This is a genomic window from Variovorax ureilyticus (assembly GCF_037889935.1).
Classification (GTDB): Bacteria; Pseudomonadota; Gammaproteobacteria; order Burkholderiales; family Burkholderiaceae_C; genus Variovorax; species Variovorax ureilyticus.
Genome location: NZ_JBBKZU010000001.1, coordinates 756,589 through 777,265 on the forward strand (window position 1 = coordinate 756,589; position 20,677 = coordinate 777,265).

General features: G+C 67.4%; 18 protein-coding genes. 10 read left to right on the forward strand and 8 right to left on the reverse strand.

The window, feature by feature from the left end:
• Positions 1-8: 8 nt before the first annotated feature.
• The gene (locus WKW77_RS03610; protein WP_340355437.1) at positions 9-518 is read right to left on the reverse strand and encodes a MarR family winged helix-turn-helix transcriptional regulator; all 510 of its coding nucleotides are present in this window, start codon (positions 516-518) and stop codon (positions 9-11) included.
• Positions 519-633: 115 nt separating this feature from the next.
• Between WKW77_RS03610 and WKW77_RS03615 the strand changes: the two genes are divergently transcribed.
• From WKW77_RS03615 to WKW77_RS03625, 3 genes are all read left to right on the forward strand, one after another.
• Positions 634-1,620: a Bug family tripartite tricarboxylate transporter substrate binding protein gene (locus tag WKW77_RS03615; RefSeq protein ID WP_340355438.1), complete on the forward strand. Its 987-nt coding sequence runs from the start codon at positions 634-636 to the stop codon at positions 1,618-1,620.
• A gap of 151 nt (positions 1,621-1,771) precedes the next feature.
• A complete protein-coding gene (locus tag WKW77_RS03620) occupies positions 1,772-2,740 on the forward strand; it encodes a Bug family tripartite tricarboxylate transporter substrate binding protein (protein ID WP_340355439.1) in 969 nt (322 codons plus the stop codon).
• A 5-nt stretch (positions 2,741-2,745) separates the two neighbouring features.
• Positions 2,746-4,062 carry a sulfatase family protein gene (locus tag WKW77_RS03625; protein ID WP_340355440.1) on the forward strand — a complete coding sequence of 439 codons (1,317 nt, stop codon included), beginning with the start codon at positions 2,746-2,748 and terminating at the stop codon, positions 4,060-4,062.
• A gap of 56 nt (positions 4,063-4,118) precedes the next feature.
• On the opposite strand, the gene WKW77_RS03630 is transcribed toward WKW77_RS03625, so the two are convergent.
• Both WKW77_RS03630 and WKW77_RS03635 read right to left on the reverse strand, forming a co-directional pair.
• Positions 4,119-4,316, reverse strand: coding sequence for a hypothetical protein (locus tag WKW77_RS03630; protein WP_340355441.1), 198 nt, complete (start codon positions 4,314-4,316; stop codon positions 4,119-4,121).
• An 86-nt stretch (positions 4,317-4,402) separates the two neighbouring features.
• Entirely contained in the window at positions 4,403-5,368 is a 966-nt protein-coding gene (locus WKW77_RS03635) for an AraC family transcriptional regulator (RefSeq protein ID WP_340355442.1), read from the reverse strand.
• Between the two features lie 51 nt (positions 5,369-5,419).
• Here WKW77_RS03635 and WKW77_RS03640 point away from each other — a divergent pair, with 51 nt between their 5' ends.
• From WKW77_RS03640 to WKW77_RS03670, 7 genes are all read left to right on the forward strand, one after another.
• Positions 5,420-6,001: a PadR family transcriptional regulator gene (locus WKW77_RS03640; protein ID WP_340355443.1), complete on the forward strand. Its 582-nt coding sequence runs from the start codon at positions 5,420-5,422 to the stop codon at positions 5,999-6,001.
• Between the two features lie 5 nt (positions 6,002-6,006).
• Complete coding sequence (locus WKW77_RS03645; protein WP_340355444.1) at positions 6,007-6,843, forward strand: siderophore-interacting protein; 837 nt, start codon at positions 6,007-6,009, stop codon at positions 6,841-6,843.
• 112 nt (positions 6,844-6,955) lie between these two features.
• Entirely contained in the window at positions 6,956-7,471 is a 516-nt protein-coding gene (locus WKW77_RS03650) for a hypothetical protein (RefSeq protein ID WP_340355445.1), read from the forward strand.
• A 370-nt stretch (positions 7,472-7,841) separates the two neighbouring features.
• Entirely contained in the window at positions 7,842-8,825 is a 984-nt protein-coding gene (locus WKW77_RS03655) for an ABC transporter substrate-binding protein (protein ID WP_340355446.1), read from the forward strand.
• Between the two features lie 362 nt (positions 8,826-9,187).
• Positions 9,188-11,782, forward strand: coding sequence for a DNA mismatch repair protein MutS (mutS, locus tag WKW77_RS03660; RefSeq protein WP_340355599.1), 2,595 nt, complete (start codon positions 9,188-9,190; stop codon positions 11,780-11,782).
• Between the two features lie 26 nt (positions 11,783-11,808).
• On the forward strand, positions 11,809-12,648 hold the full coding sequence (locus tag WKW77_RS03665) for a proteasome-type protease (protein WP_340355447.1): 840 nt from the start codon (positions 11,809-11,811) through the stop codon (positions 12,646-12,648).
• A 146-nt stretch (positions 12,649-12,794) separates the two neighbouring features.
• Positions 12,795-13,601 (forward strand): alpha/beta fold hydrolase, encoded by an 807-nt coding sequence (locus WKW77_RS03670; protein ID WP_340355448.1) that lies wholly within the window; start codon positions 12,795-12,797, stop codon positions 13,599-13,601.
• A gap of 120 nt (positions 13,602-13,721) precedes the next feature.
• Here WKW77_RS03670 and WKW77_RS03675 read toward each other — a convergent pair whose 3' ends face one another.
• The 5 genes from WKW77_RS03675 to WKW77_RS03695 are packed head-to-tail and all read right to left on the reverse strand — an operon-like array spanning position 13,722 to position 20,668.
• A complete protein-coding gene (locus WKW77_RS03675) occupies positions 13,722-14,546 on the reverse strand; it encodes an undecaprenyl-diphosphate phosphatase (RefSeq protein WP_340355449.1) in 825 nt (274 codons plus the stop codon).
• A 58-nt stretch (positions 14,547-14,604) separates the two neighbouring features.
• On the reverse strand, positions 14,605-15,288 hold the full coding sequence (locus tag WKW77_RS03680) for a GNAT family N-acetyltransferase (protein WP_340355450.1): 684 nt from the start codon (positions 15,286-15,288) through the stop codon (positions 14,605-14,607).
• Positions 15,285-15,920 carry an aspartate/glutamate racemase family protein gene (locus WKW77_RS03685; RefSeq protein WP_340355451.1) on the reverse strand — a complete coding sequence of 212 codons (636 nt, stop codon included), beginning with the start codon at positions 15,918-15,920 and terminating at the stop codon, positions 15,285-15,287. The genes WKW77_RS03680 and WKW77_RS03685 overlap by 4 nt, the downstream gene beginning before the upstream one ends.
• A 15-nt stretch (positions 15,921-15,935) precedes the next feature.
• Entirely contained in the window at positions 15,936-17,408 is a 1,473-nt protein-coding gene (locus WKW77_RS03690) for an efflux transporter outer membrane subunit (RefSeq protein ID WP_422823112.1), read from the reverse strand.
• On the reverse strand, positions 17,405-20,668 hold the full coding sequence (locus WKW77_RS03695; RefSeq protein ID WP_340355452.1) for an efflux RND transporter permease subunit: 3,264 nt from the start codon (positions 20,666-20,668) through the stop codon (positions 17,405-17,407). Before WKW77_RS03695 ends, WKW77_RS03690 begins: the two co-directional genes overlap by 4 nt.
• Positions 20,669-20,677: the final 9 nt, after the last annotated feature.

Consider the following 20,677-nt stretch of genomic DNA (forward strand, 5'->3'; position numbering starts at 1 on the left):
GCCGGCGCTCAATCCCCTTTCGCGCCGCGGCGCCGGCGATCCGCCTTGGGCAGCACGGCCTCGGCGACCATCTGCTCGGCATGCCGTTGCAGGCGCGCGAGCGACTCGTGCAGTTGCATCACGGCGTCCGAGTCCAGCGCGCCAAGCAGTTCGGCGTTGATGCGGGTCACCAGCGGGAACAGTTCGTCGTACACACCGCGGCCGCGCTCGGTGAGGCACAGCAGCACCTGCCGCCGGTCGCCCGCCGGGTGCGAGCGCGCGATCAGGCCCTTCGTCACCAGCGAGCCGACCGCCTTCGAGGTGCGGGCGCGGTCGAGCTGCGCATGCTCCGCGAGCCCGGATGAACTCAGCTCGCCATGGCTCGCCAGCGTGGCGATCAGGCGCCACTCGCGCCGCGTGATGCCGAAGCGGCCCTCGCAGATCCTGATGACCATGCTGCCCGCGACCGACAGCAGGCGCGACAGCCGGTAAAGCAGCAGGTCGTCGAGGGGTCGGCGCGATGCTGGCGTCGGGGTCATCTGGGGTTAGTCCGGAGAATGGTTGATTTGATCAATCGAATGCCGCAACTCTAAAGTCATCCAAGGCAGGGTCGCCTCGAAGGCCCGCTGCACGAACACATTCCAGGAGACTTTCATGCCCCGCACCGACCTCGACCGCCGAAGCCTGATCGCCGGCCTCTGCGCCCTGGCACTTTCCCCGCTCGCAGGTGCCGAAACGGCCTTCACGCCCGGCCAGCCGATCAGGGTGCTGATCGGCGTGCCGGCCGGCGGCACGCAGGACGTGCTGACGCGCGCCATCGTGCAGGAAGTGCGCGACTCGCTCGGCCCGCTGATCGTCGACAACCGTTCCGGCGCTTCGGGCCGCATCGCGGTGGAGGCGGTGAAACACGCGGCGCCCGACGGACGCACGCTGCTGCTGGGCACCGCCAGCATGATGACGATGTACCCGAGTGCCTACCCGAAGCTCTCCTACGACCCGATCAGGGACTTCGTGCCGATCATCAACGCGGCACGCTTCGAGCTCGCGCTGGTGGTGAGCAAGGACGTGCCGGCCAACACGCTGGCCGAGTTCATCACCTGGGCCAAGGCGCAAGGCGACAAGGTCAGCTTCGGCTCGTACGGCGCGGGCACGCCATCACACTTCCTCGGCGAGATGCTCAATCGCTCGGCGGGGCTCAAGATGGTGCACGTGCCGTACCGGGGCTCCACGCCGGCGCGGCAGGACGTGATGGGTGGGCAGATCCCGGTGTATTTCGACACCGTCGGCGGCGCGCTGCAGATGCAGTCCGGCGGCCGCGTGAAGGTGCTCGCGACGAGTGGCGAGAAGCGCTCGCCGCTGATGCCCGATCTTCCGACCTTCGTGGAAGCGGGCCTGAAGGACGTGGTCGCAACGGCGTGGTTCGCCTTCTATGCGCCCGCGAAGACGCCACAGCCGATCGTCGACAAGCTGCGCGCCGAGTTCACTCGCGCGGTCAATTCGCGCGAGGTGCGGCAGCAGCTGCTGCAGAACGGGATGTATGCCGTCAACGACGACGCGAACACGCTTCTGAAGACAATGCGCGAAGACACTGCCCGCTGGGCCGTGATCATGAAGGCCGTGAACTTCCAGGCCAGTGACTAGCTCACCCCCAGCCTCGCCCACTTCGTGTGGCTCTGGCACCCCCTCTCCGGGGGCAACCCCGGCGGACCGGCCAAGCCGGTTCCGCGGGGTTCCTGGCTTTGAGACGGACAGCTGTTGGCGAGTGGTGCGCATTACTTACGAAAGGGTTTTCATGTCTATTCAGTTGATTTCGCGCATTGCGGGCACGCTGGTGTTGGCCGCGACGGGTCTCGCCGCGCAGGCCCAGACGCTCGAAGGCGGGCCGCTGCACATCGTGGTCGGCTACGCAGCCGGAGGCGCCACCGACCGCGTGGCGCGCATCGTGGCGGACAAGCTGCAGGCCAAGGTCGGCGTGCCGGTGATCGTGGACAACAAGGCCGGCGCGGGCGGACGCCTCGCGGCGCAGCAGGTCAAGGCCACGCCGGCCGGGCAGAACGTGCTGATGGTCGCCAACCCCGCCGTGATGGTGGTCGCGCCGCTGGTCTTCAAGGACAACGGCTACGACGCGGAGCGCGACTTCGTGCCCGTGTCGCATGTCAACGACTACGAGTTCGCGCTCGCCGTCTCGACCGCCGTGCCGGTGCGCGAGTTGTCGCACCTGATCGCGTGGATGCGCGCCAATCCCGAGAAGTCGAACTTCGGCGTGCCCGCGACCGGCAGCCTGCCGCACTTCTTCGGCCTGATGATGGGCGAGAAGGCGAACGTGCAGGCGCAGGTGGTCGGCTACCGCGGCTCCGGCCCGCTCTTGACCGACCTGGTGGGCGGCCAGGTGCCGATCGCCTTCGACACCTTCGACGTCGACCTTCCGCAGCACCAGGCCGGCAAGATCCGCATCCTCGCCGTGTCGGGCGCCAGGCGCTCGCCCTTCGCGCCGGAGATCCCGACCTTCAAGGAATCCGGCCTCGACCTCGTCGCGACCGGCTTCAACGCGTTCTTCGCGCCGGCCACCATGCCGCGCGAGAAAGTCGCGCGGCTGTCGAAGGACATCCACGCGGTGATGCAGGACCCCGACACGCAGCGCCGCTTCAAGGACGCACTGATGACGCCGGTCGTCAGCACGCAGGAGCAGACGGCCGCCATGCTCAAGGCCTACCGCGCGCAATGGGCGCCCGTGGTCCAGAAATCCGGCTACCAACCCTGAAATCCATGCAACGACCCAACATCATCTTCATCGTCGCCGACGACCTCGGCTATGCGGACCTCGGCTGCTACGGCGGCCGGGACGCGCACTTCGGCCCGGTGTCGCCGGTGCTCGACCGGCTCGCGGCTCGCGGCATCAAGTTCACGCAGGGCTATTCGAACTCGCCGGTGTGCTCGCCCACGCGCTTCGCGATGATCACGGCGCGCTACCAGTACCGCCTGCGCGGCGCGGCCGAGGAGCCGATCAACAGCAGGAGCCGCGGCAGCACGACGCTCGGCCTGCCGCCGGAGCATCCGACGCTGCCTTCGCTGCTGCGCGGCGCGGGCTATCGCACCGCGCTCATCGGCAAGTGGCACCTGGGCTATCCGCCGGCATTCGGGCCGCTGCGCTCGGGCTACGAGGAGTTCTTCGGGCCGATGTCGGGTGGGGTCGACTACTTCACCCACTGCGATTCGGCCGGCCGGCACGACCTGTGGTCCGGCGAGGAGGATCACCAGGAAGACGGCTATCTCACCGACGTGCTCTCGCGCCGCGCAGTCGACTACGTGGAGCGCATGGCGACGCAGGACGCACCCTTCTTCATGAGCCTGCACTACACCGCGCCACACTGGCCTTGGGAAACGCGCGACGACGCGGCCAAGGCGCCCGCGGTGAAGGACAACCTGTTCGATCTCTCGGGCGGCAACATCCACACTTACCGCCGCATGATCCATCACATGGACGAAGGCATCGGCTGGATCATGGACGCGCTCGACAGGCACGGCATGGCCGACAACACGCTGGTCGTCTTCACCAGCGACAACGGCGGCGAGCGCTTCTCGGACAACTGGCCGCTGGTCGGCGGCAAGATGGACCTGACCGAAGGCGGCATCCGCGTGCCATGGATCGCGCACTGGCCCCAGGCGATCGCCGCGGGCGGCGAAAGCGCCCAGCACTGCATGACGATGGACTGGTCGGCGACGATGCTCGACGCCGCGGGCGTGAAGGCCGATCCGGACTACCCGCTCGACGGCGTCTCGCTGATGCCGGTCCTGCGCGATGCGAAGCACAGCTTTGCCCGCCCCCTGCACTGGCGCATGAACCACCGCGACCAGCGCGCGATGCGCGAGGGCGATTGGAAGTACCTGCAGGTCGACGGCAACGAATACCTCTTCAACATCCCGGGCGACGAGCGCGAGCGGGCCAACCAGGCGAAGAAGGAGCCGGAGCGCCTCGCCCGCATGCGCGAAGCGTGGCTGGCGTGGAACGCGACGATGCCGCCGATTCCGGAAGACGCGACCATCAGCCTCGGCTATTCGGTCAAGGACATGCCGCAGCGTTGAGCAGACAGCAAAAAGCCCCTCGTCGAGGGGCTTTTTTTGGGGTCGGCATCAGGGCCTCAGCGGGCCTGGAGCCCGGCGTTCGGCCGTGCGCCGCGCATCAGCGCGGCAAAGGCGTCGGCGATGCGTTTGAATGCCGGCGCCAGCAGGGACGGCTCATCGCGGCCGATATGACGGACATCGTCGTTCGCCAGGGCGCGCTCGAACGAGTCCGTGAACTTGGGGTTGCGGGGAAAGTACGAGGTCGAAGCAGTCATGCCCGCTATTCTAAGGGTTTACCCTATCTCCTGCAGGCGCCGCCTGGAATTCCCCCCACAACCCGGTATTCCGTCACACCAGGCCGCTAGAGCGCGCGGACCGGCATGCAGAGCTCGCAGTTGAAGGCGCCGGTCTTCTCGTCCATCGCGAAATCCTTGCCGTACACCTCGACCGGCGGCGCATCGTCGGCCTGGTAGCCGCTGTCGGGCAGCCAGTCGCACAACTGCACCCAGGCGTCGTGGATATCGGCCGATGTGCCTGAAAAACGTGCACAGGCAAAGCGCCCGCCGCGCAGGCTCTGCACGCCGACCTCGCCCTGCGGCTTGAAATCCTCGCCCACCTCGATGCAGGCGTCGTAGCGGCATTTCTCGGGTGGCGTGACGTCGGGGTTGTCATGGCTGATGCCGTACATCACCCGGCGCGGCGCCATCAGCCCGTGCTCGCCACACCAGGCTGCGAAGCGTTGCCAGAGCTGGCCGATGCCCGAACTGCCGTACGGGCCGTCGTGGCGCATGTAGGCGACGCGCGCCGGTGCCAGGGTCTTGATCTCGACTTTCATGGTTTCGTCTCCTGAAACGTGGCCCTTGGGCCAGGAACCCACATCGTCGCGAAATGCGTCGATCACGGCTTGATAGCGCTTGCGGTCCGCTTGATGAATCTTGCTGAGTTGCATGCGCCGGTCGTCCGCCCACGCGCGGAACGCCCCGCGCCGCCATTCCGTCGGCGTGACGCCGAAGTGCGCCCTGAAGGTCCGCGTGAACACCGGCGCCGAGCCGAACCCGACATCCAGCGCGATCGCGAGCACCGGCTCGGGCGGCAGGAACAGAAGCCGCCCGGCCGCCACTTCGAGCCGGCGGCGCCGCACCCGGTCCGCGAGCGTCTCCCCGGTCATCGACTGGAACACACGGTGGAAATGCCACGAAGAGAAGTGCGCGACCTGCGCCAGCGCGGCGAGATCCAGCGGGTCCGCCAAGTGGCCATCGATGTGGTCGACCACGCGGTTGATGCGCGCGAGGTAGGTGTGCCGCGAGACCAGGCTTGACTTCGACATGATTCAGATATATCTTTTGCTAATCAGATATCAAATTCGAGGTTCACATCCATGCGCCATTTCAGACACTTTGTACACGGCACCCGCCGCGATGAACACGACGACGGACTCGGCGGCGGCCGGCACGATGGCGGCTCGCACCGCGGCCTGCGCACCGGCCGCGGCGGCGGCCGGATCTTCGGCCACGGCGGCCTGCGCTTCGTGCTGCTGCAGCTCATTGCCGACAAACCCAGCCACGGCTACGAACTCATCAAGGCCATCGAGGAACGCCTCGGCGGCCGCTATGCGCCGAGCCCCGGCATCGTCTATCCGACCCTGACGCTGCTCGAAGAACTCGGCTACGTCAGTGTCGACACCCCGGAAGGCGGCAATCGCAAGCGCTACACCGCCACCGATGCGGGGCGCGAATTCCTGGGCGCCAACCGCGCGACGACCGACGAGCTGATGGCCCGCATGCAAGGGGGCATGGATGGCGCAGGCATGCGCGCCGGCCGTCCGCCCCAGGTCGTCCGCGCGCTCGAGAACCTCAAGCTCGCGATGCGCATGCGCCTCGCGGCACCCCTCACCGAACAACAAGCCCACGAATTCGCCGCGGTGCTCGACAGCGCCGCCCAACAACTGGAACGCATCTGACATTCATGACATCTGCCCAACACACCGACACCACTTCGCCTGATCGCCTGCCGCGCCGCGTGCGCCACGAACTGCGCTTCCGCAAACTGCAGGTGCGCGCGGTGCGGCGTGTCACACCGCACCTGATCCGCGTCACGCTCGAAGGCGACGAGCTGGCGGGCTTCGCCAGCCCCGGCTTCGACGATCACGCCAAGCTCTTCTTCCCCGATGCGGACACCGGCGTGCTGAAACTGCCGACTGCCGGCCCCGATGGACCGGTGTGGCCGGACGGCATCCGGCCCACGATGCGCGACTACACGCCCCTGCGGCACGATGCTGTGGCGGGCACGCTCGAATTCGACTTCGCGCTGCACGACGCCGGCCCCGCCACGCGATGGGCGGAATCCGCCAGGCCCGGGGACGTCATCGGCGTCGGCGGTCCGCGCGGCTCGTTCATCGTGCCCACCGCCTTCGACTGGCACCTGCTCATCGGCGACGACACCGCCCTCCCCGCGATATCGCGCCGCCTGGCGGAGCTGCCGGCCGGCGCTCGCGCAGTGGTGCTGGCCGAGGTGGACGGCGAGACCGACCAGATCCCGCTCGCCTCCGCGGCCCATGTCGAACTGCACTGGGTGCACCGCCGCGGCGCCGAGCCCGGCGCGGGCGCACCGCTGCTCGATGCGCTGCGTGGTCTGAAGCTGCCGAAGGGGGATTTCCACGCCTGGGTCGGCTGCGAATCGGGCGCCGCCAAGGCCCTGCGCGCGCACCTCGTCGACGAGCGCGGGGCGCACCCCAAATGGATCCGAGCCTCGGGCTACTGGCGCCGCGGTGCCGCAGCCACGCACGACACTCACGACAGCTGAAGTGCCCCGACCCACCGAAAGCGCTATGCCGCGTGACCGGTTTACGACCGCCGGGGCGCGTTTGAAAATTCTGCCGTTTGAGTACTTAGGAAGTAACTCTTGGGGTGTACGGATGGGACTCAGCATGGCGCAGTGGCAGTTCTTCGCGGCCTTGTTGACCGGCGTCCTGCTCCTGCTCGCAGTGATGTGGGTATGGCGGCGAGCCGCCGGGCGGCGTGAATCGCAGCGCCGCATCGAGGCAGCGCGCATTCGCTCGGGGCATGTGCCGCTCGAGATCCCGACGGTGCGCGGCAGCATCAATCCCTCGGGCGGCGACTCGGTGCCCGACACGCTGCCCGAATGGTTCATCCAGGGCAAGGGCGAGCACGCGATCGTCGACGAACACCCGCGCATCCGCGTTCGCTACATCGACGCGCACGACAAGAAGATCGAATGCGTGATCCAGGTGGACAACCTCGATCTGCAGAAAAAAATCATCACGGGCCACGGCGAAATGCCCGGCGAAGTCCGCCGCGTGCCGCTCCATCGCATCCATTCGGCGCGCGTCGCAGAGACGGGGCAGCGCTTCAACGTCGATACCTGGGTCGAGGCGGTACGCGTCGCACGACGGCGTCGCGGGCACGCCTGAAGAGTACGTCGGCGTGCGGCGCGCCGGTTCACTGCGCGCACCTCCAGTCCTCCCTCCTGCTGAGGATTGCCAATCGATACGCCATGCGCAGACTTGATGCATCGAGCACACGAAAAGGGCACTTTGCATGCTCAAGTTCGCAACTCTCGCGCTCCTGGCGCTGGTGCTGATCCTGGCGGTGTTGATGGTCCTCGACCCGAGGCCTTGATCGCCCGATGTGTCGGAGGCCCGAATCGCGGAGCATCCTCCAGCACCGGCCTGCGGGCAGAGCCAGCCGGTTGTCTTCGGCGGCACTTGCGGAGGCGAACGCTCTCACGGATGCTTCCTCTTCTGCATATCGGCCTGCCAGGCGATGCGATGAGGGACTCGAATGAAACGAAGGGCATTCCACTTCACATTGGCGGCAATCCCGGTCTCCATGGCGATTGGTGCGCCTGCGCAGCAGGCCAAGCGGCCCCTGCGCGTCGCCTGGGTGTCCACCGAGCGCAAGGGCCGCCCATCGCTGACCTACGAGGCTTTTCGCTCCGGCATGCGCGAGTTGGGCTACGTCGAAGGGCGCGACCTGCACATCGACAGCTGGTGGGGCGAAGGCTCGCGCGATCGACTCGAAAAATCGGTGCCGGAAATATTGCGTGCACAGCCGGATGTGCTGCTCGCCTCCGGCGGCCTGGCGCTCGGCGCGCTGATCCGCACCGACGTCAAGCTGCCGATCGTGTTCAGTGTCAGCGCCGACCCCGTTGCAGCCGGCTTTGTGCAGAGCTTCTCGCGGCCGGGCGGCCACATGACCGGCGTCAGCCTGTTCACGCTGGCACTGGTCGGCAAGCGCCTGGAGTTCCTGAAGAAGATCCTGCCGAACGCGAGCAAGATCGCGCTGATCGCCAATCCGCAGCATCCGGGAGAGTCGCAGGAACTCGACGCGACCCGGACAGCGGCGGCCCAGCTCGGAATTGCGGTGCACTACTTCCCCGTGAAGGACCAGGCGGAACTCGACGTTGCTCTGGCCGAAATTGTTCGGGAGGGCGACGACGCCATCGTGGCCTTTGCCGACGGCTTCACGATGAGCTTCGCCTCGCGCATCGCCGAGTTCTCGCTGCGGCACCGGATTCCGGCCATCGATGGTTGGGCTGAGTTTGCGCAGCAGGGCAACCTGATGATCTATGGCCCGGTCATCGAGGAGGTGTACCGCCGTCTGGCTGCCTACGTCGACAAGATCGGCCGCGGCGCCAAGCCGGCGGACCTGCCTGTGGAACTGCCGACGAGGGTCGAGCTTGTCGTCAACCTGAAGACGGCGCGGGCGATCGGCTTGGCGATTCCCCGGGCCGTGCTGCTGCGCGCCGACCACGTGATTGAGTGAAGCACCGCCACCGCAAGCGCGTCAACGTCATCCGCTCGAACACCAGCCCCGGGTGGCCGTCGACCATAATGTGCTGGCCCGGCTGCAGCGCCCTTGCGGCGCGCGCGTCAAAGCGCATGTTTTCCCGCTGCCGGCGCAGCTTTCCTGAAAGCCGCTGTCGACGTCAGTCGTAGCTTTCGAGGACAGCAAGCTCAAAAAAACCTGCGCTTTTCGCGCGAGAGTGAAGCCAAGTTTCGATAGGTCTCCTTCAGGTGAACCAAACTGCCTCAGCCACCAAGAATCCCGATGCATTCAGCGGGATACGAACAAAAAGCCTTGCAGGCCAGGAGCTTGCGAAGGCCGTGAATTCGGCGCATACGCCCATGATGGCCCAGTACCTGGGCCTGAAGGCCGACCATCCGGACACCCTGCTCTTCTACCGGATGGGCGATTTCTACGAACTCTTCTACGACGACGCCGAAAAGGCGGCGCGCCTCCTCGACATCACGCTGACGCAGCGCGGGCAGTCCGCGGGGCAGCCGGTGATCATGTGCGGCGTGCCGTTCCATTCGGTCGACACCTACCTCGCGAGGCTCATCAAGCTGGGCGAATCGGTGGCGATCTGCGAACAGGTGGGCGAAGTCGGTGCGTCCAAGGGGCCGGTGGAGCGCAAGGTGGTGCGCGTGGTCACGCCCGGCACGCTGACCGACGCCGAGCTGCTCAACGACAAGAGCGATTCGCTGCTGCTCACGGTGCATGCGGGCATGCGCAATTTCTGCGGGCTGGCGTGGCTCAGCGTGACAGGCGACGAACTGCGGCTGGCCGAGTGTCCGGCCGATGCGCTCGATGCATGGATAACGCGCATCGGCCCGAGCGAGGTGCTCTACAGCGCAGAAGTCACGCCGGCTTTCGAGCAGCGCCTGAAGGCGATGCGCAACGGGGCGTCGTCGTTCACGCTTTCGGTGCGGCCCGCATGGCAGTTCGACGGCGGCCTCGGCGAGCGCAAGCTGTGCGAGCAGATGGGCAGCAACAGCCTCGCGGCGTGGAATGCCGAATCGCTCTCGAATGCCCATGCGGCCGCGGCCGCGCTTCTGGGCTACGCCGAGCACACGCAGGGCCGTGCGCTATCGCACGTGCAGCGCCTGTCGGTGGAGCGCGACGGCGACCTGATCGAATTGCCGCCCGCCACCCGACGCAATCTGGAACTCGTGCAGACATTGCGCGGCGAAGATTCGCCCACCCTCTTCTCGCTGCTCGACACCTGCATGACCGGCATGGGCAGCCGCCTGCTCAAGCGCTGGCTGCTCGCGCCGCGCCGCGAGCGGACGGACGCGCAGGCGCGGCTCGACGCGATCGATGCGCTGCAGGCCACCCCGACCGGCGGGGTCTCCGCGCCGTGGCGCACCTTGCGCGAACGGCTCAAGAACACCAGCGACGTGGAACGCATCGCCGCGCGCATTGCCTTGCGGCAGGTGCGCCCGCGCGAACTGGTCGCGCTGCGGATGGCGCTCGCGAAGGCCGAGCAGCTCGCGCCGGCGCTGCCGGCCTCCGCGCCCCTGCTGGCGTCGATCGCCGCGCGGCTCGCGCCGCCCGCAGGTTGCGTGGAAGCGCTCGTGGCAGCAATCAGCCCCGAACCGGCCGCACTGGTGCGCGATGGCGGCGTGATCGCATCGGGACACGATGCGGAGCTGGACGAACTTCGCGCCATCAGCGAGAACTGCGACGACTTCCTGCTCAAGCTCGAAACCAGCGAGCGCGAGCGCACCGGCATCTCGAACCTGCGGGTGCAGTTCAACCGCGTGCACGGCTTCTACATCGAAGTCACGCAGAGCGCGCTCGACAAGGTGCCCGACAACTACCGCCGCCGGCAGACGCTGAAGAATGCCGAGCGCTTCATCACGCCCGAGCTCAAGGCCTTCGAGGACAAGGCGCTGTCGGCGCAGGACCGCGCCCTGGCGCGCGAGAAGTGGCTGTACGAGCAACTGCTCGACACGCTGCAGCCCTTCGTCGCCGAGCTGAATCGCCTTGCCGGCGGCCTCGCGACGCTCGATGCGCTGTGCGCGCTGGCCGAGCGTTCGCACACGCTGCACTGGCGCGCCCCCGGCTTCGTCGCGCATCCCTGCATCGAGATCGACAAGGGCCGCCATCCGGTGGTCGAAGCGCGCCTTGCCGAAAAATCATCGGGCGCGTTCATTGCAAACGACACGCGCATGGGACCGCAGCAGCGCATGCAGATCATCACCGGGCCGAACATGGGCGGCAAGTCCACCTACATGCGGCAGGTGGCGATCATCGTGCTGCTGGCATCGATCGGCTCGCATGTGCCGGCCGACGCCTGCCGGCTCGGGCCCATCGACGCGATCCACACGCGGATCGGCGCGGCGGACGACCTGGCCAACGCGCAGTCGACCTTCATGCTGGAGATGACCGAGGCCGCGCAGATCCTGCACAGCGCCTCCGCCCATTCGCTGGTGCTCATGGACGAGATCGGCCGCGGCACCAGTACCTTCGACGGGCTGGCGCTCGCCGCCGGCATTGCGGCGCAGCTGCACGACCGCACCCGCGCCTTCACCCTCTTCGCCACGCACTACTTCGAGCTGACCGAATTCCCGGCCACGCACCATGGCGCGGTCAACATGCATGTGAGCGCGACCGAGGCCGGCAGGGACATCGTGTTCCTGCACGAGATGCAGCCGGGCCCCGCGAGCAAGAGCTACGGCATCCAGGTCGCCCGGCTCGCCGGCATGCCTGCCGCGGTGGTCAATCACGCACGCCAGGCGCTCGAGGCGCTCGAAGCCCAGCAGACGCAGACGCGCGCCCAGGTCGACCTCTTCGCACCGCCGCCCGCGGCCGAGGCGCCCATGGTCAGCGCCGTAGAATCCGCGCTGACCGCGCTCGACCCCGATGCAATGAGTCCGCGGGAGGCGCTCGAAGCGCTCTACACCTTGAAAAAACTCCAGACGCGCGAACAGGGCTGATGGCTTTATTCGCGCAACAAGACCTCATGACGTACTGTGTAGGCATCAAACTCAACGCCGGACTGGTGTTCCTCTCCGACTCGCGCACCAATGCGGGGGTGGATCACATCAGCACCTTCCGCAAGATGATCGTCTACGAAAAGCCGGGCGATCGCTTCATGGTGCTGCTGTCGGCCGGCAACCTCAGCATCTCGCAGTCGGTGCGCGAGATCCTGCAGATCGAAGAACTGCGAGAAGTGCGCGAGGACGGCGGGGAAGGCGATCCGATCACCATCTGGAACGCCAAGAGCATGTTCGACGCCGCACGCGTGCTCGGCTCGGCGGTGCGCCATGTGTACGATCGCGACGCCGAGGCACTCAAGCATGCGGGGCTGGACTTCAACGTCTCGTTCATCTTCGGCGGGCAGGTCAAGGGCGAAGGCATGCGCCTCTTCCTCGTCTACTCGGCCGGCAACTTCATCGAGGCCACCACCGAGACGCCCTACTTCCAGGTCGGCGAATCCAAGTACGGCAAGCCGGTGCTCGACCGCGTGCTGACGCCCGAAACGCCCCTGGACGAAGCCGCCAAGTGCGCGCTGGTGTCGATGGATTCGACGATGAAGTCGAACCTCTCCGTCGGCCTGCCGCTGGACCTCGTTGTGTACGAGGCCAACCAGTTGCACACCGACAAGATCATCTGCATCGACGCCGACAACCCCTACTACCGCATGATGCACAACAGCTGGGGCCAGAAGTTGCGCGAGGTGTTCGACAGCATCGAGGACCCGGTCTGGGACGACGCCTTCACCGAGCATCCGCTCAAGATGCCCGCCACGCGGCACAGTGCGCTACGCAAGATCTCGACGCCCGACGAAAAACTGATCTAGATTCGGCTCGCCCCCAGCCTCGCCCACTGCGTGTGGCTCGGGCACCCCCTACCGGGGGCGACCCCGGCGGCCCGGCAAGCCGGCTCCGCGGGGTCTCGCGAACGGGCTTCGCTTCGCTGGCCGGCTTGCCTTATTCCGCGCATCCCATGCTTCCTCCTGTCATTTTTTCCCACGGCAACAGCTTTCCGGCGAGCACCTATCGGGTGATGCTCGACAGCTTGCGCAACCGCGGCTTCGACGTCGACGCGGTCGAGAAATTCGGCCACGACCCGAAGTACCCGGTCACCGACAACTGGCCGCACCTCGTGCAGCAGCTCGCCGATTTCACGCGCGAGCGGACGAAGAAGCTGGGCGGTCCGGTGTTCCTCGTCGGGCATTCGCTCGGGGGTTTCCTGAGCCTGATGTGCGCTGCGCTTCATCCCGAACTCGCGCGCGGCGTGGTGCTGATCGACTCACCGATCATCGGCGGCTGGCGGGCCGGCACCATCAACCTCATGAAGCGCACGCCGCTCATGAAGAGCGTCTCGCCGGGCGTGATCAGCCGCAAGCGCAAGAACACCTGGGAACACCGCGATGCCGTGTTCGAGCACTTCCGCAGCAAGAAGGCCTTCGCCAAATGGGATGAGCGCGTGCTGCGCGACTACATCGAGCACGGCACCTTCGACGCCGAGGATTCGCGCACGCTCAGCTTCGATCGCGATGTGGAAACCGCGATCTACAACACCCTTCCGCACAACCTCAGCGGCCTGTTGCGCGCACATCCGCTGAAGTGCCCCGCCGCCTTCATCGGCGGCCGCCAGTCGGTCGAGATGCGGCGCGTCGGCATGACGATGACGCAGCAAGTGACCAAGGGCCGCATCACGATGCTCGACGGCACCCATCTCTTCCCGATGGAAAAGCCGATCGCCACCGCGGCGGCGGTGGAAGCATCGCTGCGCAACATGCTCCCCTAGCGCGCTGACCGGACGCCTCGCCAGGGATGCCGCGGAACCGGCTCCGCCGGCCCGCCGGTATCGCCCCCCGGACGGGGGTTGGCGAAGCGACACGAAGTGCGCGCAGCCTGGGCGCGAGCCCTATTCAGCCCAGACCACGAGGCCGCTCCAGGCGGTTGCAAGCACCACGATCCCGAACGCGATGCGATACCAGGCGAACGGGATGAAGTCGTGCGTGCTGATGTAGCGCAGCAGCCAGCGCACGCACAGCCAGGCGCTCACGAACGAGAACACGAGCCCGACCAGGAACAGCGGAATGTCGGCCACCGACAGCAGCGCGCGCTCCTTGTAGAGGCTGTAGACACCCGCGCCGATCAGCGTCGGGATCGCCAGGAAGAAGGAGAAATCGGTCGCGGCCTTGCGCGACAGCCCGAGCAGCATGCCGCCGATGATGGTCGCGCCGCTGCGGCTGGTGCCCGGGATCATCGCGAAGCACTGCACGAGGCCGACCTTGAGCGCATCCCACGGCGTCATGTCGTCCACGTGCTCGATGCGCACCGAGCCCGGCGGCCGCTTCTCGGCCCACAGGATGATGAAGCCGCCGATGATGAAGGTGCTCGCCACCACCACCGGGATGAACAGGTGCGCCTTGATCGCCTTGCCGAAGAGCAGGCCCAGCACCACGGCCGGCAGGAACGCGATGAGCACGTTGAGGGCAAAGCGCCGCGCCTTCGGCTGCCGCGGCAGCGCGACGATGGTCGAATGGATCTTCTGCCAGTACACCAGGATGACCGCGAAGATCGCGCCGGTCTGGATCGCGATGTCGAAGACTTTCGCCTTGTCGTCATCGAACCCGAGCAGCGAGCCCGCGAGGATGAGGTGGCCGGTCGACGAGATGGGAAGAAATTCGGTCAGCCCTTCGACAATGCCCATGATGGCGGCCTTGACCAGCAAAACGATATCCACGCGCGCTCCTTGAAAGAGCGTCGATTATCGCGATGGAACAAGTCAGGTGTCGTTCAGATCAGCGCCGCGAAATCACGCGGACTGCCGCTTCGCAGTGGTCCCGGAAGCCCATGCGCAGGTACAGCCGGTGCGCGCTGTCGTTGTCCTTCATCACATGGAGGAACGGCGTTTCTCCGCGCAGCAACTGGCGGCGGATCAGCGCTTCCATCAGCCGGCGAGCGAGTCCTCGCCCCTGGAAATCAGGATGCGTGCACACGCCGCTGATCTCGTGCAGCGTGCCGGCCTGCATGCGTTCGCCGGCCATGGCGACGAGGCGGCCATCTTCGAAGCAGCCGAAGTATTCCCCCAGCTCGGGCGTGCGTGGACCGAAGGGGCCGGGCCGGGTCAGGGCTGCGAGCTCGACCGCTTGCACGGCATGTACCGGCCTCAGTGGCACGGCATCGAGTGCCGGGTCGTCGCCCGGCATCGCGCCGTCCCAGACCATCCGGTACATCGTGGCATCGACGTCGATGTTCCATCCCGCTGGCGCGGCGCCGGTCCAGTCCATGCAGTAGACGTGCTCGCCGGGCTCGCAAAGCGGCGCAAGCGCATCGAGATCGGGATGCCGTGCATCGACGAATCCGGCGATCGGGGAGAAGCCCGATGCGTAACGCCGCGCCCGCAAGTTGCCGGACGCGAACTTCGAATGCGGGCCGGAAAGCGCATTCCAGGCGATGTTTTCGAGGAGCTGGATCATTCTCATGCGCGCTCGCGCAGCGCCCGCACGGCACTGTCCACCGTGGTCATCACCGGCAGTCCCGAAGCGTCCTCGCAGGCCCCACGCGCGCGCGCCATGCTGAACTGGGCCAGTGCGATGCGGGCGCAGCCGCGTTCCTTCAACGCGCGCGCCTGCGCAGCGACCAGCGCGTCGTGCTGTTGCGCATCGCCGCGATTCAGCGCCTCCAGGGCGCCAGCAGCAAGCGCCGTTACGAGCTCGACGCTCGCCGGAAACTCCGACGGCATCGTGTCCAGCGTCGGCTGGAACGTGGCGATCAGCCCGAGCCTGCCCGTGCCTTGCGCGGCCTCCGCCACCATCGCCTCGTTGGGCTTGAGCACCGGAATGCCGGCATGCCGCCGCGCGACCGCCTCGATGCACGGTCCGAAGGCCGAGCAGGTGAACAGGATTCCGCTCGCGCCGGTGTCGACCGCATATTGCGCCAGGCGCTGGAAGCGCTCGTGCATGGCTTCGTCGAGCCGGCCCACGCGCACGAGGTCGGCGGAAAGGCTGTCGTCCAGCAGGTTCATGCGGACGGCTTCGGGCCAGTCGCGCTCGAACGCGCTGTTGATCGGAGCGATCGAATGGCTCAGGGCGTGGATCAGGACGATGCGTGTCATCCCCCTGAGCGTAGCTCAGGAGCCGCTGCTTGCGACAGGGCGCGCGGCGTCCTGCATCCAGTCCGCATGCCAGCCGCCGCCGAGCGACTGGATCAGTGCCACCGCCGCGGTCTGGCGGTTGACCTGCACCTGCAGCAGCGTGCGCCGCGCATTGAGCGCCGACACCTGCGCCACCACGACGCTGGTGTAGTCGATCGTGCCCGCGCGGTAGCGGTTGAGGAACTGCTCCTCGGTGCGGTCCGCGGCGGCCGAGGCCTGGCGGCGCATCGTTTCCTGCTCGGCGAGGCTGGCACCGGCGGTGAGCTGGTCCTCGACGTTCTGGAACGCGGTCAGCACCGTCTGGCGATAGCGCGCGACGGAGGCTTCATGGCTCGCCTTGGCCGCATCGACGCTCGCGCCGATCGCGCCCGCGTCGAACACCACCTGCGCCACCGACAAGCCGAGCGACCACAGCGTGTTCGAGGCATTGAAGAGGTCGCCCACGCGGCTCGTGCTGCTGGAGACCGCCCCGCTGAGCGTGAAGCTCGGGTAATAGGCGGCCCGCGCGATGCCGATCTGCGCATTCGCGGCAGCCACGTCCCGCTCGGCGGCCGCGATGTCGGGGCGGCGCTGCAGCAAGGTGGTCGGAACGCCGGAGGGGATGCCGGGCACGACCGGCTTCCAGTCCGCGGCCGGCAGCGAGAACTCCGCAGGCGCCGCGCCGATCAGCACCGCGATCGCATGCTCCAGCGTGTCGCGCGTGCGCTTGAGGGCCACGCGCTCGGCCCGTGTGGTGACCAGCAGCGTCTCGGCCTGCAGCACGTCGCTCTGTGCGGCGATGCTGGCTTCGTAGCGATTGCGCGTGATCTGCAGGCTGCGTTCGTAGCCCTCGAGCGTGACGTCGAGGATGCGCAGCTCGGCATCCGCTTCGCGCAGCGAGAAGTAGTTGGTCGCGAGATCGCCGATGGCCGACAGGCGCGCCAGCGCCAGATCGGCTTCGCTCGCCTGCGCGCTGGCCTGCGCGCTGTCGACCGCCTTGCGCAGACGCCCCCAGACGTCCGGCGCCCAGTCGGCGTTGAGCGACGCGGCCATGGCGTTCGACGGCGTGGCGTTGCGCGCGCCGCTGCGGCGCGCGCTGCCGTCGACCGTCACGGACGGGAACAGCGCGGCCCGCTGCCCGCGCACCAGGGCCTGCGCCTGGGCGTAGTTGGCGACGGCGGCGGCGATGTTCTGGTTCGACACCTGCACGCGCGAGGCGAGCTCGTCGAGCGTCGCGTCGCAGAAGAGCTTCCACCACTCGCCGCGCTCCAGGGCATCCGCGGGCGCGGCGGGCAGCCAGCCTTCGGCGGCGGGCGCGGATTTCCAGGCGGGCGGGCTTGCGGATTCGGGCTGGACGTACTCAGGGCCCACCGCGCATCCGGCCAGCGCGGCGGCCAGGGACAGGGCCATGGCCGAGCGCGCGAGCGCTCGCCGGGGGTTGCGGAAAGTCGATCGATTCAAAGCACTCATGATGTCGGATTCACGTCGGCCGCGCGGCTCAGGTTTCTCTCGTTGGAGGTGCGGCGGCGCAGCTTGTCCAGCAACACATACACCACCGGCGTCGTCAGCAGCGTCAGCAATTGGCTCGCGATCAGCCCGCCGATGATCGCCACGCCCAGCGGCTGGCGCAGCTCCGCCCCCAGGCCGAAACCGATCGCGAGCGGCAGCGCGCCCAGCGCGGCGGCCAGCGTGGTCATCAGGATCGGGCGGAAGCGCAGCAGACAGGCCTCGCGCACCGCCTGCGCGGCGGTGAGGCCGCGCGCACGCTCGGCTTCGAGCGCGAAGTCGATGATCAGGATCGCGTTCTTCTTCACGATGCCGATCAGCAGGAACACGCCGATCAGCGCAATGATCGAGAACTCCATGCGGAAGATCAGCAGCGCCAGCACCGCGCCGACGCCGGCCGAAGGCAGCGTGGTCAGCACCGTGATCGGATGGACCAGGCTTTCGTACAGCACGCCGAGCACGATATAGATCACCACCAGTGCCGCGACGATCAGGAACCATTGCTGCCCCTGCGACTGCTGCGCCGCGAGCGCCGTGCCCTGGAAGCTGCCGCGCACGTTGACCGGCATCGCGATGTCGGCCTCGGCCTGCGCGACGACGCGCTTCGCATCGCTCAGGCTCACGCCGTCGGCGAGACTGAACGACACAGTGCTCGCGAGCTCGGTGTCCTGGTGGTCGATCGAGGTCGGCACCGCGCGTTCGCTGAATTTCGCGAAGGCCGACAGCGGCACCAACAGCGTGGTGTCGGTCGCGATCTGCTGGCCGGTGGAGGCGGTGCGCGACGACGGGTTGGCCGACACGAGGGTCGAGGTGCCGGTGCTCGTGTCCTTGTTGTCCTCGACCGAGCTGACGATGGTGTCGCCCCTGGCATTGGTGGTGGCGGCCAGCGTCGAAGGCACGTAGAGGTCCTTCAGCACGATCGGCGAGCGCTGGAAGCGCGGCGCCCATTCCATGATCACCGAGTACTGGTTGAGCTCGTCGTAGATGGTCGCGACGGAGCGCTGGCCGTAGGCGTTGTAGAGCGCGGCGTCCACCGCGCTCGAATTGACGCCCAGCCGCGCGGCCGCATCGCGGTCGACTTCGACGAAGGTCTCCACGCCGTTGTCCGCATCGTCGCTGTCGACGTCGGTCAGCGAGGTTTCCTGCCGCAGGCGATCGGCGAGCTTGGTCGACCAGGCGCGCAGGTCGCCCAGGTTGTCGCTCTTGAGCGTGTACTGGTAGGTCGAGTTGCTCGACCGCCCGCCCATGCGCAGGTCCTGCACCGGGAAGAGGAAGACGCGCAGCCCGGTCAACTGGTTGAGCTGCGGGCGAAGCCGGTCGATCACCGCCTGCGTGCGGTCCGTGCGCTGCGACACCGGCTTCAGGTTGACGAACATGAAGCCGCCGCCCGCGCGGCCGCCGCCCGAAAAGCCTACGACCGTATCGACCGCCGGGTCCTTGCGGATGATGTCCACCGCCTGCTTGAGCTTCTCCGCGACGGCCGCCGACGAGATGCTCTGGTCGGCGCGCAGGCCGGCGTTGAGCTGGCCGTTGTCCTGCTGCGGGAAATAGCCCTTCGGAATCGCGTTGAAGAGATAGACGTTGAGCCCGATCACCGCGAGCAGCACCGCCACCACGACGCCCTTGCTCGCCAGCGCCCAGTCGAGGCTGTGGGCGTAGGCGACCAGCGTGCGGTTCCATGCGCTCTCGGTGAGGCGGATGAAAAAGCCGCGCACCTTGCCGGGCGGCTTGCCGCCTTCCTCCGCCTCGCTGCGCAGCAGCATGGCGCACAGCATTGGCGTGGTGGTGAGCGAAATCACCAGCGAGATCAGCACCGACACCGACAGCGTGACCGCGAACTCGCGGAACAGCCGCCCCACCTGTCCGCCCATGAAGAGCAGCGGGATGAACACCGCCACCAGCGACAGGCTGATCGACAGCACGGTGAAGCCCACTTCGCGTGCACCACGCAATGCGGCCTCCACGCGGTTCATGCCGGCTTCGACATGGCGCATGGTGTTTTCGAGCACCACGATCGCGTCGTCGACCACGAAGCCGGTGGCGACCGTGAGCGCCATCAGGCTCAGGTTGTTCAGGCTGTAGCCCAGCAGGTACATCACGCCGAAGGTGCCGAGCAGCGACACCACGGTAGCGACCGCCGGCACGATGGTCGCGCGCGCCTTGCGCAGGAAGAGGCCCACCACGAGCACCACCAGCGCGACGGAGATCATCAGCGTGGTCTCGATCTCGTGCAGCGACGCGCGGATGGAGTTGGTGCGGTCCGAGGCGACCTCGATATTGATGTCCTGCGGCAACTGCTCGCGCAGTTCGGGCAGCAGCTTGCGCACGCCATCGACGGTTTCGATGATGTTGGCGCCGGGCGACTGGGTGAGCAGCACGACCACCGCCGGCTCGCCGTTGAAGAGGCCCAGGGTGCGCGTGTTCTCGACGCTGTCGATCACCCGCGCCACGTCGCTCAGGCGCACCGCCGCGCCGTTGCGCCACGCGATCACGAGGTCGCGGTAGTCGACCGCCTTGCGGCCTGGTGCGGGGGTGTAGATCTGCAGCTTGCGGTCGGCGCTTTCGATCGCGCCCTTCGGCCGATTGGCGTTGTTGGCCTGGATCGCGGCGCGCACGTCCTCGGTGCTGATGCCGAACTTGTTGAGCGCGAAGGGCTCCAGTTCCACCCGCACCGCGGGCAGCGAGCCGCCGCCGATCTCGACCTCGCCCACGCCTTCCACCTGCGAGAGGCGCTGGCTGACGATGTTCGAGACCTCTTCGTAGATCTGGCCCGGCGTGCGCGTCTTCGAGGTAAGCGCGAGGATCATGACCGGCGCCGACGCCGGATTGCGCTTGCGGTAGGTGGGATTGCTGCGCAGCGTCGCAGGAAGATCGACGCGCGCGGCGTTGATCGCGGCCTGCACCTCGCGCGCGGCGCTGTCGATGTTGCGGCTCAGGTCGAACTGCAGGGTGATGCGCGCCGAACTGTTGGAACTCGTGGACGTGAGCTCGTTGACGCCCGGGATGATGCCCAGCCTGCGCTCCAGCGGCGTCGCGACGCTGGAGGCCATCGTGCTGGGACTCGCGCCGGCGAGGCTGGCCTGCACCGAGATCGTCGGGTAGTCGACCTGCGGCAGGGGCGAGACCGGCAACACCAGGAAGCCAATGATCCCGGCCAGCGCGATGCCGATGGTCAAGAGGACCGTGGCGACCGGGCGCTCGACGAATGGCCTGGAAAGATTCATGTCCAGCCC

What these genes read in the sequence shown, in the direction of transcription:
- WKW77_RS03610 (WP_340355437.1), bottom strand. Translation starts at nt 518, where the DNA reads ATGACCCCGACGCCAGCATCGCGCCGACCCCTCGACGACCTGCTGCTT.
- WKW77_RS03615 (WP_340355438.1), top strand. Translation starts at nt 634, where the DNA reads ATGCCCCGCACCGACCTCGACCGCCGAAGCCTGATCGCCGGCCTCTGC.
- WKW77_RS03620 (WP_340355439.1), top strand. Translation starts at nt 1,772, where the DNA reads ATGTCTATTCAGTTGATTTCGCGCATTGCGGGCACGCTGGTGTTGGCC.
- WKW77_RS03625 (WP_340355440.1), top strand. Translation starts at nt 2,746, where the DNA reads ATGCAACGACCCAACATCATCTTCATCGTCGCCGACGACCTCGGCTAT.
- WKW77_RS03630 (WP_340355441.1), bottom strand. Translation starts at nt 4,316, where the DNA reads ATGACTGCTTCGACCTCGTACTTTCCCCGCAACCCCAAGTTCACGGAC.
- WKW77_RS03635 (WP_340355442.1), bottom strand. Translation starts at nt 5,368, where the DNA reads ATGTCGAAGTCAAGCCTGGTCTCGCGGCACACCTACCTCGCGCGCATC.
- WKW77_RS03640 (WP_340355443.1), top strand. Translation starts at nt 5,420, where the DNA reads ATGCGCCATTTCAGACACTTTGTACACGGCACCCGCCGCGATGAACAC.
- WKW77_RS03645 (WP_340355444.1), top strand. Translation starts at nt 6,007, where the DNA reads ATGACATCTGCCCAACACACCGACACCACTTCGCCTGATCGCCTGCCG.
- WKW77_RS03650 (WP_340355445.1), top strand. Translation starts at nt 6,956, where the DNA reads ATGGGACTCAGCATGGCGCAGTGGCAGTTCTTCGCGGCCTTGTTGACC.
- WKW77_RS03655 (WP_340355446.1), top strand. Translation starts at nt 7,842, where the DNA reads ATGAAACGAAGGGCATTCCACTTCACATTGGCGGCAATCCCGGTCTCC.
- mutS (WP_340355599.1), top strand. Translation starts at nt 9,188, where the DNA reads ATGATGGCCCAGTACCTGGGCCTGAAGGCCGACCATCCGGACACCCTG.
- WKW77_RS03665 (WP_340355447.1), top strand. Translation starts at nt 11,809, where the DNA reads ATGACGTACTGTGTAGGCATCAAACTCAACGCCGGACTGGTGTTCCTC.
- WKW77_RS03670 (WP_340355448.1), top strand. Translation starts at nt 12,795, where the DNA reads ATGCTTCCTCCTGTCATTTTTTCCCACGGCAACAGCTTTCCGGCGAGC.
- WKW77_RS03680 (WP_340355450.1), bottom strand. Translation starts at nt 15,288, where the DNA reads ATGAGAATGATCCAGCTCCTCGAAAACATCGCCTGGAATGCGCTTTCC.
- WKW77_RS03685 (WP_340355451.1), bottom strand. Translation starts at nt 15,920, where the DNA reads ATGACACGCATCGTCCTGATCCACGCCCTGAGCCATTCGATCGCTCCG.
- WKW77_RS03690 (WP_422823112.1), bottom strand. Translation starts at nt 17,408, where the DNA reads ATGAGTGCTTTGAATCGATCGACTTTCCGCAACCCCCGGCGAGCGCTC.
- WKW77_RS03695 (WP_340355452.1), bottom strand. Translation starts at nt 20,668, where the DNA reads ATGAATCTTTCCAGGCCATTCGTCGAGCGCCCGGTCGCCACGGTCCTC.